The following is a 15,557-nucleotide window of genomic DNA, read 5'->3' on the forward strand; positions in this document are numbered from 1 at the left end:
CTATTTCAGCGGATGGTTTCCTGCTAACCGCATTCATTTACCACCTATAGAGGTGGAAGACTTCTGTACCTGCCGCTACGCTTTCGGTTAAAAGACATCCTGCTAAAAGAAGTGAATATCGGGGGGCTCTGCATGAACAAAATAACAAATCTTTTACTTCCAAAAGAGCTAGAATCGTTTCGTTTTGAAATTGAAGATACACTACTTTCCGCGATGATTATCACGCCATATAAACGTTCAACTACGTTAACGGAAAGTAAATTTGCTGGGGAACCTTATATACCCTATTATCAAACATATCCAAAAGATATTACAGGTGAGCCTATGCGGCTATTAGCTCAAATTAACTTTGCAGAAATGCCACCACTAAAGGATTTCCCATCTCAAGGTATTTTGCAATTTTTTATTTCATCTAATATTTTTGTGAATGCTGATCATTATCATGAAGATATTTTTCAGCAATTTTATAAAATACGTTTTTATCCAACTGTAAATTTTGAAGCGACCATCCCTAGACAGGAGTTTTTAGCACAAACAGCAGATGACAGGTTCCCTATTCGCCAGGAGTTAGCATTACAATTTCAAGCGATCCAAGAACCTGTTTCTGCTTTAGATTATCGCGCGATACATTGTTTACCAAACTTAATTCCTTCATCACAAGATGTTGATTTACGAGAGATTTATCTTCAATATTTCTTAGGGGCTGGAGCTAAAATCGGTGGTTATGCCTATTTTTTAGAGGAAGATATCCGTCACGGATCGCAGCTCCTTAAACGGTATGATGTATTGTTACTCCAAATTGACTCTAATGATGAAATCGGTATTATGTGGGCAGATAGCGGCGTTGGGAAGTTTTTTATTAACCGAGAGAAGCTTCTTCAAAGGGATTTTTCTGATATTTTATTTCAATGGGAGCATTATTGATCCTCATTTGAAAAATGTAGCGGCAGCTTACAACAATTACGAAAAGGCGAAATTGATTGTGGATTACCTCGCTAGTTTCGGAGGTAATCCTTTTCCATGCTTACTAACAAATTTCGTATCTTCTTTCCGCATATAAAGTAAGCTATACTAGATATATTGCGAAAATATAGTAAAGGCAGGTGTAGAAATGAGTATTTTTACTGACTTTGGATTTCTAGTATCTTTGATCATGTTTATCAATATTTTAGCAGCAATGGTCATAATTTTTTTAGAGCGTAAAGATGCCACTTCTACATGGGCATGGATTCTCGTACTATTTTTCATTCCTTTAGGTGGGTTTATTTTATACTTGCTATTCGGACGACAATTACGGAGAAAGCATTTATTCCGTTGGGAAGGACGCAAGGATATTGGTATCGATAACCTCATTAGCTATCAGACAGAAGCGATCCGAGATGATACGTTCGAGTTTCGTATAGAAAATGCGGAAAATTATAAAGAAATGATTTATATGCATCTTAAAACAAATAATGCAGTATTAACACAGGACAACCACATTGATATTTTTGATGATGGTGCAAATAAATTTGAGCAACTTCTGAAAGATATTGAGGTAGCAAAAGATCATATTCACGTTCAATATTATATTTTTCGTCTAGATAACTTAGGTACAAGCATTATCGATAAACTTATAAAAAAAGCAAAACAAGGGGTTAAGGTAAGAATCTTATATGATGAAATGGGCTCACGCAACGTTAAAAAACGCCATTTCAAAGAATTGCTTAATGCGGGCGGTGAAATCGAAGTATTTTTCCCATCTATTTTTCCACTTATAAACCCCCGTTTAAATTTTAGAAATCACCGGAAAATTGTTGTGATTGATGGCCGTATTGGTTACATCGGGGGCTTTAATGTCGGGGATGAGTATCTTGGTCTACAAAAGAAATTTGGCTATTGGCGAGATACACATTTACGTATTGAGGGTAGTGCCGTACATCCATTACAAACACGCTTTTTACTTGATTGGAATCAAGCTTGCGCACAACATAAAATGGGTTATTCGGACCGTTACTTCCCCGCTATTCCGAAAAAAGGTAATGTGGGCTTACAAATCGTGTCTAGTGGACCTGACTCTGAATGGGAACAAATTAAAATTGGTTATTTAAAGCTTATTAATATGGCGAAAAAATATATATATATCCAAACGCCATATTTTATACCCGATGTTAGTTTTTTAGAAGCTATTAAAATTGCGACGCTTTCAGGTATAGATGTAAGGATCATGATTCCGAATAAGCCTGATCATATGTTTGTTTATTGGGCTACATACTCATACGTAGGACAATTATTGCGTGCAGGTGCAAAAGTTTATATTTACGAGAAGGGCTTTATTCATGCTAAAGCAATTATTATTGATGATGAAGCATCTACAGTCGGAACTGCAAACCTTGACGTACGAAGTTTCAGTTTGAATTTTGAAGTTAATGCATTTATCTATGACTCAACGATTTCACATCAGCTTGCTGAGCTGTTTGAAAAGGATATTTTTGATTGCACTGAATTAACTTGGGAAATGTACAAAAACCGTTCTACACTGATTAAATTTAAAGAATCAATTTCACGTTTATTAACACCTATCTTGTAGAATGTAGAAAAGGAAGAGAGCTAGTTCATTAAAAATGAACAACTCTCTTCCCTTTTTTATTTCACACCTAAATATTCTTCTAGGGTAATATTTTGTTTTTTAATGTCTTTTGCTATGTCTACACCAACATAACGATAGTGCCATGACTCATACATATAACCTGTTATATCTTCTTTATTTTTGGGGAATCGTAAAATAAAGCCGTAGTCCTGAGCATGCGTAAATAACCATTGTCCAGCTGGCGTCTCACCAAATTCTTCAGTTAGCCATAAACTATTTTTGCCGTTTTCCCCTATATCAAAGGCCAAACCTGTTTGATGTTCTGAATAACCTGGTCGAGCACTATAGCGATCAGCAGCCGCTTGCCCATCACGTTTAGCATAGTTATTATATAATGTTGTTTGATATTCAAAAGATCGATAGCCGCTAAATGCCACTAAATCAAAACCTTGTTGTTTTGCTGCCGCAAACATTTTGTTTAGAGCTTGACGTGCCTCAGGATTTTCTTCAGGCGCAAAGGTAGATGGTAGCGGATATATTTTATTCGCTAATAAAATACCGTTAATATATGTCGGCTCAGTTGGTAATGTCTGATTTGGTACATAGCCATTTTTATCTGTCTTCTGCTCTGGCTTCACAGGATTATCTGCTGTTTTTTTCGGCTCTTCTTTTGCAACTGAATCTTTTTTAGATGGTTCTGCTGTTTGTTGTTTTTCTTCATCTGATGCATTACTTACTTGTTTATTTTTATAGTTATACACTACAAAAATAGAGACAATAAGCGCCACTGAGATTACAGCACCAAGGATGAGTGGTAAACGTTTCTTTTTCACTATTTTTTACCCCTTTTAAAGTTATCCAGTACTACATAGTAAGGATTTTCTTTTAAAGAATCAAATCTATTGTAGAAAGAGCAGTCCTTCAGTAAGTACCGATACTAGTTTTTACTATATTGATATAGTCTCATTTTACCACTGTTCACAATTTAGAGTGAGGTTTTCACCAATTATTTTTAAACTTCTTTACGCAATCAAACACTTGTACCTGTCGCTACAAAAAATAATTACAGAAAGAAGTTTAAGCCTCCGATGCCAAGGCAAATTGATGTTACTCTGTTAGTCTGTGAGAATAATAATCAACACTACTATAGAAGCAATTGAGAAAAAGATTGCCATGTACTTCATCCATTTTGCCTCTTTTACATAGCCTTGCTCTTTAAAACTTTTTGCCCTAAAGCCATTCGATACGGCAAACATAATAGTCATTGCCAATACTGCAAAATTAAAATTACCCATGATAATAAATACGATAGCCGCAATACTAAAAATCGCGACTAGAATAGATGATAGCAACTTTATGTTCATCTTGCTGTCCTCCTAAAAAAATCGAGGCTACATAGGTGCCTCGACAAAAATTATTTTATTAGTCTACTTTTTCCGGATGCTCCGAATAAAATTTTCGACCGATATATGTTTGAATAATCAACAACGCACCGCTGACTGACCAGTAAAGTGGTAGGGCTGCCATAGATGTCATCGAGATAAAGACAATCATAATTGGTGAAATATAAATAAACATTTTCATTTGTGCTTTTTGTTGCTCTGGTACTGTCCATAATGATACACGTGCTTGAACTAAATAAACAAGACCCGCGACAATTGTCATAGCGATATCAGGTGAACCTAAGCTAAACCATAAAAATTCGTGTGCCTTCACGTCTGTAGAATATAAAATGGAGAAATAAAGACCCATAATAATTGGCATTTGAATTAACATTGGTAAACAGCCCATGTTGAGTGGATTGATACCATGTTTTTGATATAATGCCATCATTTCTTGTTGATACTGCGTTTGCTCTTCTTTTGTCTTTGCTTCCTTCATCTTTTTCTGAACAGCTTCCATTTCAGGCTTAAACGCATCCATTTTCAATTTCATCTTTTGCTGGGAACGGTAATTTTTTAACATAATCGGCATTAAGATTAAACGAATAAGGACCGTAATAGCAATGATTGCTAAGCCATAGCTGCCTGAAAACGTGTTACCGAAAAATTCTAATAAAAATTCCATTGGTTTTACAAAGACACTATAGAAAAAACCTTCTTTGTTTTGCACAGCTTGACAGCCACTAAGAACAAAAACGGCGAGTCCAAGCATTGAAAATAGCTTCAAATTTTTCATTTTTCCACCTACTATTATTTATCAACTAAAATGAAGTATACATTATCTGGCCTATCTTTATCAAATAGCAAGTGCCACTTATTCCATCGTATAAAAAAAGATGCGCGCTTTAGCATCGCTAATGCGTCCGCATCCTTTTTATTAATCTTATTTATTATCCATTTATATTTCGGACTTTAGACGTTTTGAAGCTCTGATTCCGCCATCTCAAAACGATAAAACTCGTGATGTAGTTCATCTCGGAAATGTTTAGGTGTTACCCCAGTATATTTTTTAAAGATGCGGGTAAAATAACTTTGGTTACAGAAATGGAATTGATCTGAAATAGAAGTAATACTTTTATTTGTGTGCCTTAAATAGTACTGTGACTCTTCTACTCGACGAACATTTAAATATTCAACTAGTGTAATACCAACATGTTCTCTAAAAATACGCGATAAGTGACTAGTACTAATATGGAAGTTATTTGCGATGCTTTCCACTGTTAAGTCATTTTCTAATTCATCATTTATATACATAATTACCTTATTAACTGTTTGGTGACGGAAAGTCGGTTGCTTGCGATCCGCAATAAAATAGACAAAGAAATCGATTAAATCATCAGCAAATTGTAAAAATTCTGCGTCTTTCATTTGATTTTCGATCATATCATTACAAGCAATGTTAAAAGCAAATGCTTTCTTCGAAGGAACTTGATTGTCTAGCAATTTACGAGCAACAATTGACGACAAAACAGAAAAATAACTTCGAACAATTTTAATGACTTGTTTGCCAAAACGTATTGAAAGAATATCAATTAATTCATGCAAAGATTTTTTAGCTTTTGCCGATTCTAAATGGTAAATTTCAAATATTAATTTCGACTCAATATTAAAAAATTCTTCTATACCGATGTATTGATTAATACTATCGATTTCTTGAAAGTATCTTTTGGATATCGTTTCTGACATAGAATGTTGATGTAGTTGCATAATCTTCCCCATCTTTCTTCAGATTGCACGAATTGCTTTTACATTTTTTGACACCTATCTATTTCATATAAGAAAATAGTATTTCCTTAATAATTGTATGAATTGAGTCATATTTCACAATTATATAATTGAATATAACTTAAAAATAACCCAACTAAACCACTAGTTTACAAAAAAAATAGACTATAAAGTGAATTTTACCATATTCTGCGATTTCCTTTCAACCACATTTTGTCTCTAGTACTAGTTCTAATTTATCATATACACATAGTAGAAACATCGTAAACTTATTTACCTATATTTAGATTTTACCATATTCATACCAAAATGAATTAGTAATTATTTAAAATATGTTACAAATTATGTAATGAATTTTACAACTTTATATTTCATCAATCGACATTTCTCTTTTTTATTCCGAAATCTTCTCTATATAATTTATACGAATATGTAGTAAAATAGATGATAATACTATTTTTAAAAGTTTAGACGAGGTGTTAAAATTGGAACCAAAACAAATAGAAGAAATTATGGAGATTATTAAGGAATTCTTCCCTGAGAATACTTCCATTGCAATTTCCGATACAAACGAATACTTGTACTACCAACCGAGTAAAAAAGTTGATTTAAAAATTAAACCTGGCGATCCGATTAAAGAAGGTTCTGCTGCTCATAAAGCGTTAAACTATGGGCAAAAGATTAGCTCTTATATTGAACCTGATGTATTTGGGGTAGCCTATTACGGCATGAGTATTCCTTTAATGGAAGAAGGAGAAACAAAGGGTGCTATCACTGCGATCTTCCCACAAAAGCCGTCAGCATTTTTAACGAATTACATTACAATCAAAATTGACGATTGTTGGTACCCAATCAAGCATGATCAGGTCATTTATCTTGAAACACAGCTCCGAAAAACATTTGTTAAAACAATGAGTCGTGAAGGATATCACCGCTTAAACCTAAGTGATCTTGAGCTATTTTTAGCCCCTGACTCATTTATACGTTGTCACCGCTCTTATATCGTTAACATTGACTACATTGATGAAATCCAACCAGACTCACATTCAACGTTTTTATTAATCATGAAAGACGGTACACGAATTCCTGTTAGCCAACGCTATGCAAGTTACTTCCGACGTTCTTTAGGTTTCTAATTTTGTAAAGTACAGCGAGCCATTTTGATTGTTCGCTGTACTTTTTTTAAGTTCCTCAGCACAATAGCTTGAAATGACATTGGTTCAAGCTCAACGGACGCCCCAGAAAGCTTTGCTCTGTACGAAAGCGAAGCGGCAGCACAACAATAAAGGCCTAGCCGGAACGGAAATCACTTCCTTCCTATTGTTGTTATAAACTCTCCAAAAATAAAGCAACTCTACATTAAACCGTTTTCTCTGTCGAAAATTCGTTTTTATGCTCATTTTTCCTCTTTTTACTCAATTTAATGCTATTTCTAAAGTTTTTGTGACAATTTGGTGATAGTATTATTCAAATGGTTGGAGTCATACTACAACTGAATAAACAGAAAATTCTTACACGTTTTTTCTAGTTTTGTAATCGGTTTCCATCAAACATTTTAGGGGAGGATTTTTTTATGGATGCAAATGTTCAAAAACGCCTAGGCTTAAAAGAACTTGAAAGTAAAATTGTTACTGCTGAAGAAGCTGCAGCACTGATTTCAGATGGTGATGTAGTTGGTATGAGTGGATTCACTCGTGCGGGTGACGCAAAAGTTGTTCCTATGGCTTTAGTAGAGCGCGCTAAAAACGAAAAATTCAAAATTGATGTATATACAGGAGCTTCTTTAGGACCTGAAGTAGATAAATACTTAGCTGATGCTGGTGTTATCCGCAAACGTGGACCATTCCAAGGAGACGCAACTATCCGTAATTTAATTAATACTGGTGACGTCCTATATGTTGACGCTCATCTTTCACATAACGCTGAATTAGTTCGTCAAGGAATTATTGGACCAATTAAATATTTAATTCTTGAAGCTGTTGCGATTACAGAAGATGGACTTATTATCCCAACAAACTCTGTAGGTAACTCACCGATCTTCGCTGATTACGCTGAAAATATTATTGTCGAATTAAATATCTCTCATCCAGAAGCTTTAATAGGTATCCACGATATCTATGTTCCAGGTGAGCAAGGTCAACGTGAAGCAATCCCAATGACTGATGCTATGCAACGCATTGGTGACATCGGTATTAAAGTAGATCCAGCTAAAATTAAAGCGATTGTTATTTCTGAAGAGCCAGATGCTCCTTCATTAATCGTTCCTCCAGATGAAGAAACACAAACAATGGCGAACATTTTATTAGACTTCTTCCGCGATGAAATTAAAGCTGGTCGCTTAACAAAACAATTAATGCCATTACAATCTGGTGTAGGTTCTGTTGCAAACGCTGTACTTGACGGCTTCGCAAATTCAGAATTTGAAGATTTAGTTGTTGCTTCTGAAGTACTTCAAGATGCTGTATTCAACTTAATTGATGCTGGTAAAGTTAAATTTGCGGCAGCTACTTCAATTACACTGACTGAAGAATTACAGAAAAAAGTATATGGCAACCTAGAGAAATACGCTGATAAAATTTGCTTACGTCCACAAGAAATTTCTAACCACCCAGAGCTTATCCGTCGTTTGGGTCTAATCTCAATCAACACTGCTCTTGAATTAGATATCTATGGCAACGTAAACTCAACACACGTATCTGGTACTCGTATGATGAACGGTATCGGTGGTTCAGGCGACTTTGCACGTAACGCACGTCTAGGTATTTTCGTTACTAAATCATACGCAAAAGGCGGCGCTATCTCTTCAATCGTGCCAATGGTTTCTCACGTAGACCACACTGAGCATGATGTTGATGTCATCGTAACTGAGCAAGGTATTGCTGACTTACGTGGTCTTGCACCGCAAGAGCGTGTACCTTTAATTATTGAAAACTGTGCACACCCAGATTACAAAGAACAACTTTGGGATTACTATAACCGTGCTCTAGAAGCAACGGGCGGCCATCAAACACCTCATATTTTAGAGGAAGCACTTTCTTGGCACGTAAATCTTGCTAAAAATAAAACGATGAAAAAAGAAGTTGCTAAAGCTTAATTTTCATCATTCAGAAACGCCTCATAAGTTGAAAAACTTATGAGGCGTTCTTTTTTGACGAGAATGGTATAATCAGTGTTGGACTATCTTTAAATAACATAACTTTTCATCGGAGGAGCTATGAAGAAACTTATCTATTTGATTATATTCTTGTCATTTTTCGACCTATTTACCCAGCTTCCTATCATAAGTACATATGCTGAATCTTTAGGGGCATCAGCCTTCTTTACTGGCCTGGCTGTAGGTATGTATTCTCTTTCCAATACATTTGGTAATATTATCTCTGGTTTTTTAACGGATCGTAAGGGACCATTCATTATTTTAATCCTAGGTCTACTAACAACAGGTCTTTCACTTACACTTTATAATTTAGTAGAAGATCCTATTGTTCTATTAGTAGTGCGCTTTGTACATGGATTAGTTGCGGGCTTCATTGTTCCTGCTGCATTCACCTTTTTAGCAAATGCAACTGAACAAGAGAAAAGAGGTAAGGGTAGTGCTATCTCCGGAGCTTTTGTTGGCATCGCCGCAATAATCGGCCCTGCCTTTAGTGGCATTTTAGCGAGTCGTACTAGCGTACCATTCGTTTTTAATATTACGGCAAGCTTTATGCTCTTGCTGAGTGTATTTGCCTTCTTTTTACTAAAATCAAAGCATGTTAAAAAAGAAAAATCTGCACCGATTACAAGCATTCCTATTCATGTACTTTTTACTAATACAGGTACATTAAAAGCCTTCTCTAGTGCATTCTTTTTAATGTTTTCTCAAGGGGTTATTGCCTATCTCCTTCCTCTAAAAGTACAATCTTTAGGCTTTGATTCACGTTTAAGCGGGACTTTGATGAGTACATTCGGAATTATTGCTGTACTCGTATTTATTTTACCGATTAACCGTATTTTCGATAGAGTGGCACCAATTAAAACATTATCACTTGGTATAAGTTTAATGGGGATCAGTCAATTATTAATTAGTCAGGCGGATTCAAGTACGTTACTTTATATTGCAATGGCCTGCTATGGTATCGGTTTTGGCTTCCTATTCCCATCAGTAAATTCACTTTTAATCGACTCTACGACTGCTGAAATCCGCGGAAAAGCATATGGTTATTTTTATGCCTTCTTTTCACTAGGAGTTGTCCTAGGTTCCTCATTACTTGGGTGGCTCTCACTAGGTATTGTCAGCGGCTTTATATTTACTGGAATTGTATTATTAGCATTTGCAACGATTATTATATGTACACAAAAAAGACCTTCTCACGTGAAATGAGAAGGTTTTAGTTATTATTTATCTTCTTGAATTTCTCCATTGTAGTAATGGATACCTGTATGTCCCCCACCTTCAGCAACCATTTCGTTTGAAGCTATTTTTGTTGGGGACGTTCCAGCTTCTGTCGCTACTTCAGTCGATATACGCTCTGATACGTCTTGGTGCATCTCCATATTTGTTGTACTCAAATAAGATGCTAATTTAGATTTTGTACTATTGAGCATACTTAATGCTTTATCACGATTTTCTTTTTTACTTAAATAAGATGCTGCTACAGCTAACCCTGCAATTAAAACACCTGTTCTTTTTCCTTTTGCCATTATAAATCCCTCCCAAAAATATAGAAACTGGCTCTATATTATATCTTTTCCCTATTATTTGAGGACTAAACATAATTTTTATTTACGTTACAGCATATATAAAAAGAGAGATCATCTATAATCCTTCGTCCCAGCATATAAACAAAATTCATAGTAAGTCTTATGTTCTCAGACATCGCAAATTAACCTCCTACTAAATTCCGTTACAGGTATTTCTTGTTTATCACCTAAAAATAAGGAATGCTATTTAAAGTACCCAATTGAAACTAAATTAAACCCCATATTATAGTAAATATCAATGATTACGAAGGGCAGTTAAAGGGCAATAATGTATTATTAACACTAATAATTGGAGAGTGATTATTATGAAAGATTTGGACTCAGTATATGATTGGGTAGACATGGCTTCATTAGTAGGTGGGGCAGGCATCTTAACTGCACTAATTTATAGTATTTTACTGTAAGGAATAGCATAGATGATTTAAAAAATCAATTATGACTCGGCGCAATCTCCGTTGCAAAAAACATGTATAGCTGGCGCTTTGCGCTTGCAGATAAACATAATGCCGCCGGAAGCTTTAACTGCTTTCAGCGAATGTTTTAAAAACATTTACGAGCTAAAAAGGCAATCTGCTTTATTTAACAAGCAAATTGCCTTATTTTTTATCCCGCATTAACGGGCAGTAAGTTTCACCATACCATTTTGCAAATAGATGCGCTCGATTGCCAATGGGGGATAAAAAAATCCCCACTGATTAGCGTTTCACTTTATCGTTTTACATCATGATAATCATTAGATTTTTCAAATGCAGCAACTACATACGAGCAAACAGCTTCCATTTTATAGCCTTTCTCACGTGCATATGCTGCAGCATGATCCAACAATTTTTTTGCCACACCTTGGCCACGGAGCTTATCGGATACATATGTGTGATCCATTATCATTATTTGACCCTTTTGTTGCCATGTAATTTCCGCTAATCTTTCCCCTTCTTGCTCATAGACAAAAGCAAGCTTATTTTCTGCTAGTTGTTGTAATTGAAATTCCATTTCCCATCACTCCTTTTTATCATAGTAACATACCCTCTTTACACGTAACATTAAAAAGCTACCTATGAAAAATAAAAGAATCTGTTACCTTTCCCTAGTAATCAAGGGAAAGTGTTACAGATTCTTTTCTGAATTAATTAAACCATGACGCAATTGTATCTTTTAAATTAGCAAAGAAATTTTTCACACTTTCCCAGAATCCTTTATCTTCCATCAGTGATCCAAATTTATCTTTAATTGTATTGCTAATATCATCTAATTGTTTAGACCATTTACCAAAATCAATGTCTAGTTTACTAATTTTATTCATCAAATCAACTAGTAATTGACGGTCCTTGTCACTTAAATTAATTTCAAGCTTGTTTAATTGCTCTTGCACAATCTTTTCAACTTCTTCTTTACTTGCTGGCTTCGATTCTGCAATTTCTTTTTTGATTTCCGTTAGTAATTCCGCAACCTTAGCATCATCCACGCCTGCCGATTGCGTAAGAGTAGTTGCTACTGATAGTTCATCATTTGCAACATCTGTACGATCAGTATCTAGCTTTTCACCTGTTGTTACTTCGTAAGCTTTATATATTCCCACTAGCGCTGAATGGCCTGTTACTGCCTTAGGCGCAGCAACCTGTACTGTTGCATCTTCAATACCTGCAGTTAGCATGGCATTTGCATACATTTCAGAAGTAACCTGTGTAATATTTGACGGTGTAACAATTTCAATAACTAAGCCTTCTCCTGCATTTTTGCGCGTAATTTTGGCAGAAGAATACATACGAGAGCTAGAATTACTATCTTTAATATATTTGGCTAAGTCTTGACCTGAAACTGTTATTTCTTCAACTTCAGGCTCTTCATTGACTTTTAATGACTTTTTAACAGACTCTTTTTCAGTCTCTGATAAGTTTGCACCGTATACGACGATTGGTGCTCCTAGTTTTTCATCAATTGCTTTAGGTGGCGTATTATCAGCTGCAAAACTTGTTGATGGCGCCATCACGCCAAATACTAACATAGTTGCCGTTAGTATTTTTATCCACGTGTTTTTCAAATTGTGTGACCCCTTTCGTTAGAAAACTCATTGGCCTGTATATTATTTGCCAATCAATTCTGCCTCGGCATCCTTGCTGCTGTCGCTTCGCTTTCGCGCAGTAAACATTTGCTGCTGTCGCTTCGCTTTCGCGCAGTAAACATTTGCTGCTGTCGCTTCGCTTTCGCGCAGTAAACATTTGCCGCTGTCGCTACAGATAAACAATGCGTCCGGATTCAGCTTTATGCCTGCAAAAAGAATTTCTTTCCGATTTCGCGACATCTGCCAGAGGCTTGACCTTCTTTGGAGCAGATGGTTGATCTCCCACTAAAAGAAGGTAGGCAATAATTAGTACGAAAAAAAGACGAGAAGGTTTCAGCAGCTCTCGTCATTTTCTTTAATTTTATCTTGTAACAAAAACATTTGTAACTGCCGTTACATAAAACAACTATAGTTGACGCTTTGCTTTCGCTACATAATAATTGCTGAAAGAAATTAAATTTCCTCTGTCCAACCGTCCTGCTGTTTTACCTTACCAGCTTTCATAAGCGTACCTAACGCTCGTTTAAATGCACCTTTGCTCATTTTAAACATTTCTTGCACTTCATCAGGTGAGGATTTATCGCCAAATGGCATTTTGCCCCCTACCTCTTGTAGATAATTTAAAATTCTTTGTGCATCATCTGACAGACGCTCATGTTTACGTGGTAAAAGTGATCCATTCATTGAACCATCATCTTTCACATCAATAATACGAACTTCTACGTCTTGTCCTAGACGAGGTTCTGCATTACGCTCTGACTCATGAACAAAAATACGGTACGGGATCTCCACACCTAATAAAAATGAGCCCACTGGTAATAAACGATATGGACGCGCCTTAATGTTTTTATTGTGCATTTCTTCAAATGCACCTTCATATAATTCCGAAATTTTTTCTTCAGTTGCTAAACGTCCAAATAAATCACCATTGCGATCTGTGCGTAAGGTCATAAATAAATGGTCGCCTGGTGCTGGCCAAAGCTCTTTTATTGCAGGTAAATCTTCAGCTTTTACTAGCACCTCGCGTGAAGTACCGATATCTACAAAGGCCCCTTCGCGCTCGACTACTTTTAGCACTCGAGCCCAGCCATATTCCCCTTGTACGAAAGCCGGAATAGCTGTTGTAGCTGCTAAATCGCCACGACGATCCGCAAATAAAAATACTTCAAGGCGGTCACCTATTGCAAGTGGCTCTGTTACCTCTGAAGCATTTAAGGGTAGTTCGTCAACTCCATTTGTTAAGATCCATTTCGATGCTTGTTGTTCTAAAACAGTTAACGTAACAACTTCACCTGATTTTAATTCGTTCATATTGTCTTCCTTTCCCTCTTACCATCATTTTCACAAAACCTTTAGAAATTATGATGTGTTCTAGATGCCTCTAGTTTTTTAACGATGTCCGGATTTTCTTCCATTACTTGCACAAGATCCGCAATTCGATCGATTGAATTCCAACTTAAATGATGTTCAATTCCTTCAACATCATCGTAAATTCGCTCTTCATCCACACCAATGATTCGCAAAAATTGCTCTAGAAGCTCATGGCGCAGTACAAGACGTTTTCCAAGCTTTTCTCCTTTAGGCGTCAATGTAAGGCCACGGTATTTTTCATAAACTAAATAACCATCTTTATCTAATTTTTGAACCATTTTTGTAACAGAAGAAGGAAGAACAGATAATGCTTCAGCAATGTCAGACACACGAGCATACCCTTTATTTGTGATTAATAAGTATATTTGTTCGATATGGTCCTCCATACTAGGTGTTGGCATATCCTTTTCCCTCTCTTTCCTTTTCTTACTCTCTAGTTTACTACAAGCTTGCCTTAAAAGTTAACTGAAAATACATATGCCAGAAAAACAATACTTGTGCAACCTAAAAAGAACCAACTTCATATGTTGGCTTCCGTTTAGTTGGAAAATTTGTGGCGATGAATATTAAGGTATCGTTTTAAAATATGCTTTATGCAAAGCAAGGGGGTGATTTCCGTTCCAGGCTACTCGCTTTCCTGTGGGCGAGCGTCGAGCCGCTTCCTCCGCTGCGCTCCGTGCAGGGTCTCGCCTGTCTCGCTTTCCCACGGGAGTCGAGTAGCCTTCCACTCCAACCAACAATAGTGTAGCGCTATTATAAATTTTTTGCATTTCAAAAGTGAACACTTTGGCTACTCATCATTTTCGAAAATCGCGAGTAAAGCGGCTCATCGGACGCCCCCTGGAAGCTCTGCTCTGCGCAAAAGCGAAGCGGCAGCTACAAATGTTTTCTGTGCGAAAGCGCAGCGGCAGCAACAAAGCGCCCAGTCTCCACTACAATCAACTATTCTCATAGCGTTTATTTTCTGGCATTTTACTCTAATTTATTGAGATAAAATAAAACATTAGCAATTGGTTTTATCTGTGCAAAAGCGCAGCGACTGCTACAATTGGATTTTATATGCGCGAAAGTGCAGTGACAGCAACAATTTAGTTATTTGCGCGAAAGCGGAGTGTGAATGAAGTGGCAGCGGCAATAATAGCGGAGGAACCGGTCAGTCACTTTCCCAATGGAAAGCAAATAGCGTGGAACGGCAATCAACCCTCGCTTTGCCGATAAGCATACTCTATTGACCCAATAGTTTTTCAAAAAACATGAAGAGCCAACTTCATATAGAAGTTGGCTCTTCCTTATGTCGAGGATGCTTATTTACCACATGTAATGCATGAATAATCTCTTTATTGATTCGTTCAATATTTTCAGGAGTATTCATCATTCTAAATGCTTCATCTCGGGTTTCCATAGATGTAACATACTTGCTAGGCAATGCATTTAGTGTAAGTGCCACTGTGTCAAGTTCACAGATTTCACATTTACAAAATGTTTGATATTCCGGTCCTCGTAGTAGAAAACTTACTAAACCACGTACAATTTCCTCTGTAACATTTACTAAAATAGGATCTGACATATTCAAACCTTCGCCTCATTTTTATTTAATTGTTACATTATTCCTGAAACCATAATAACGTTAACGAAGCTTTTTTTCAAGAAT

Annotated in this window: 15 protein-coding genes; 5 read left to right on the plus strand and 10 right to left on the minus strand. The window is 36.2% G+C overall.

The window, feature by feature from the left end; genetic code table 11:
- Window positions 1-132: 132 nt before the first annotated feature.
- Both PVA17_RS05840 and cls read left to right on the plus strand, forming a co-directional pair.
- Window positions 133-924 (plus strand): YwqG family protein, encoded by a 792-nt coding sequence (locus PVA17_RS05840; protein WP_132361606.1) that lies wholly within the window; start codon window positions 133-135, stop codon window positions 922-924.
- A 187-nt stretch (window positions 925-1,111) separates the two neighbouring features.
- A complete protein-coding gene (cls, locus tag PVA17_RS05845) occupies window positions 1,112-2,569 on the plus strand; it encodes a cardiolipin synthase (RefSeq protein ID WP_132361604.1) in 1,458 nt (485 codons plus the stop codon).
- Window positions 2,570-2,625: 56 nt separating this feature from the next.
- Here cls and PVA17_RS05850 read toward each other — a convergent pair whose 3' ends face one another.
- The 4 genes from PVA17_RS05850 to PVA17_RS05865 all read right to left on the minus strand — a co-directional run bounded on the left by PVA17_RS05850 (window position 2,626) and on the right by PVA17_RS05865 (window position 5,718).
- Window positions 2,626-3,402, minus strand: coding sequence for a M15 family metallopeptidase (locus PVA17_RS05850; protein ID WP_132361602.1), 777 nt, complete (start codon window positions 3,400-3,402; stop codon window positions 2,626-2,628).
- Between the two features lie 282 nt (window positions 3,403-3,684).
- A complete protein-coding gene (locus tag PVA17_RS05855; protein WP_132361600.1) occupies window positions 3,685-3,933 on the minus strand; it encodes a hypothetical protein in 249 nt (82 codons plus the stop codon).
- 58 nt (window positions 3,934-3,991) lie between these two features.
- Window positions 3,992-4,747, minus strand: coding sequence for a membrane protein insertase YidC (gene yidC / locus PVA17_RS05860; RefSeq protein ID WP_132361598.1), 756 nt, complete (start codon window positions 4,745-4,747; stop codon window positions 3,992-3,994).
- Window positions 4,748-4,923: 176 nt separating this feature from the next.
- Entirely contained in the window at window positions 4,924-5,718 is a 795-nt protein-coding gene (locus tag PVA17_RS05865; protein WP_132361596.1) for a helix-turn-helix transcriptional regulator, read from the minus strand.
- Between the two features lie 503 nt (window positions 5,719-6,221).
- On the opposite strand from PVA17_RS05865, the gene PVA17_RS05870 reads away from it, so the two are divergent.
- The 3 genes from PVA17_RS05870 to PVA17_RS05880 all read left to right on the plus strand — a co-directional run bounded on the left by PVA17_RS05870 (window position 6,222) and on the right by PVA17_RS05880 (window position 10,096).
- Window positions 6,222-6,872, plus strand: a complete 651-nt coding sequence (locus PVA17_RS05870) for a LytTR family DNA-binding domain-containing protein (protein ID WP_132361594.1) — start codon at window positions 6,222-6,224, stop codon at window positions 6,870-6,872.
- Window positions 6,873-7,309: 437 nt separating this feature from the next.
- Window positions 7,310-8,830, plus strand: a complete 1,521-nt coding sequence (locus PVA17_RS05875) for a succinyl-CoA:acetate CoA-transferase ScpC (protein ID WP_132361592.1) — start codon at window positions 7,310-7,312, stop codon at window positions 8,828-8,830.
- Between the two features lie 120 nt (window positions 8,831-8,950).
- Window positions 8,951-10,096, plus strand: coding sequence for an MFS transporter (locus PVA17_RS05880; protein WP_132361590.1), 1,146 nt, complete (start codon window positions 8,951-8,953; stop codon window positions 10,094-10,096).
- Window positions 10,097-10,110: 14 nt separating this feature from the next.
- Here the strand turns inward: PVA17_RS05880 and PVA17_RS05885 are convergent, their stop codons facing one another.
- From PVA17_RS05885 to PVA17_RS05910, 6 genes are all read right to left on the minus strand, one after another.
- The gene (locus tag PVA17_RS05885; RefSeq protein ID WP_132361588.1) at window positions 10,111-10,416 is read right to left on the minus strand and encodes a hypothetical protein; all 306 of its coding nucleotides are present in this window, start codon (window positions 10,414-10,416) and stop codon (window positions 10,111-10,113) included.
- A 768-nt stretch (window positions 10,417-11,184) separates the two neighbouring features.
- Window positions 11,185-11,466, minus strand: a complete 282-nt coding sequence (locus PVA17_RS05890) for a GNAT family N-acetyltransferase (protein WP_132361586.1) — start codon at window positions 11,464-11,466, stop codon at window positions 11,185-11,187.
- A 133-nt stretch (window positions 11,467-11,599) separates the two neighbouring features.
- Window positions 11,600-12,514, minus strand: coding sequence for a DUF1002 domain-containing protein (locus tag PVA17_RS05895; RefSeq protein WP_132361584.1), 915 nt, complete (start codon window positions 12,512-12,514; stop codon window positions 11,600-11,602).
- 474 nt (window positions 12,515-12,988) lie between these two features.
- Window positions 12,989-13,846, minus strand: coding sequence for a CvfB family protein (locus PVA17_RS05900; RefSeq protein ID WP_132361582.1), 858 nt, complete (start codon window positions 13,844-13,846; stop codon window positions 12,989-12,991).
- 41 nt (window positions 13,847-13,887) lie between these two features.
- Window positions 13,888-14,307, minus strand: a complete 420-nt coding sequence (gene mntR / locus PVA17_RS05905; protein WP_132361580.1) for a transcriptional regulator MntR — start codon at window positions 14,305-14,307, stop codon at window positions 13,888-13,890.
- Window positions 14,308-15,173: 866 nt separating this feature from the next.
- On the minus strand, window positions 15,174-15,473 hold the full coding sequence (locus PVA17_RS05910) for a late competence development ComFB family protein (protein WP_371873368.1): 300 nt from the start codon (window positions 15,471-15,473) through the stop codon (window positions 15,174-15,176).
- Window positions 15,474-15,557: the final 84 nt, after the last annotated feature.

The organism is Lysinibacillus sp. CNPSo 3705 (assembly GCF_028674935.1).
Taxonomy (GTDB): Bacteria; Bacillota; Bacilli; order Bacillales_A; family Planococcaceae; genus Lysinibacillus.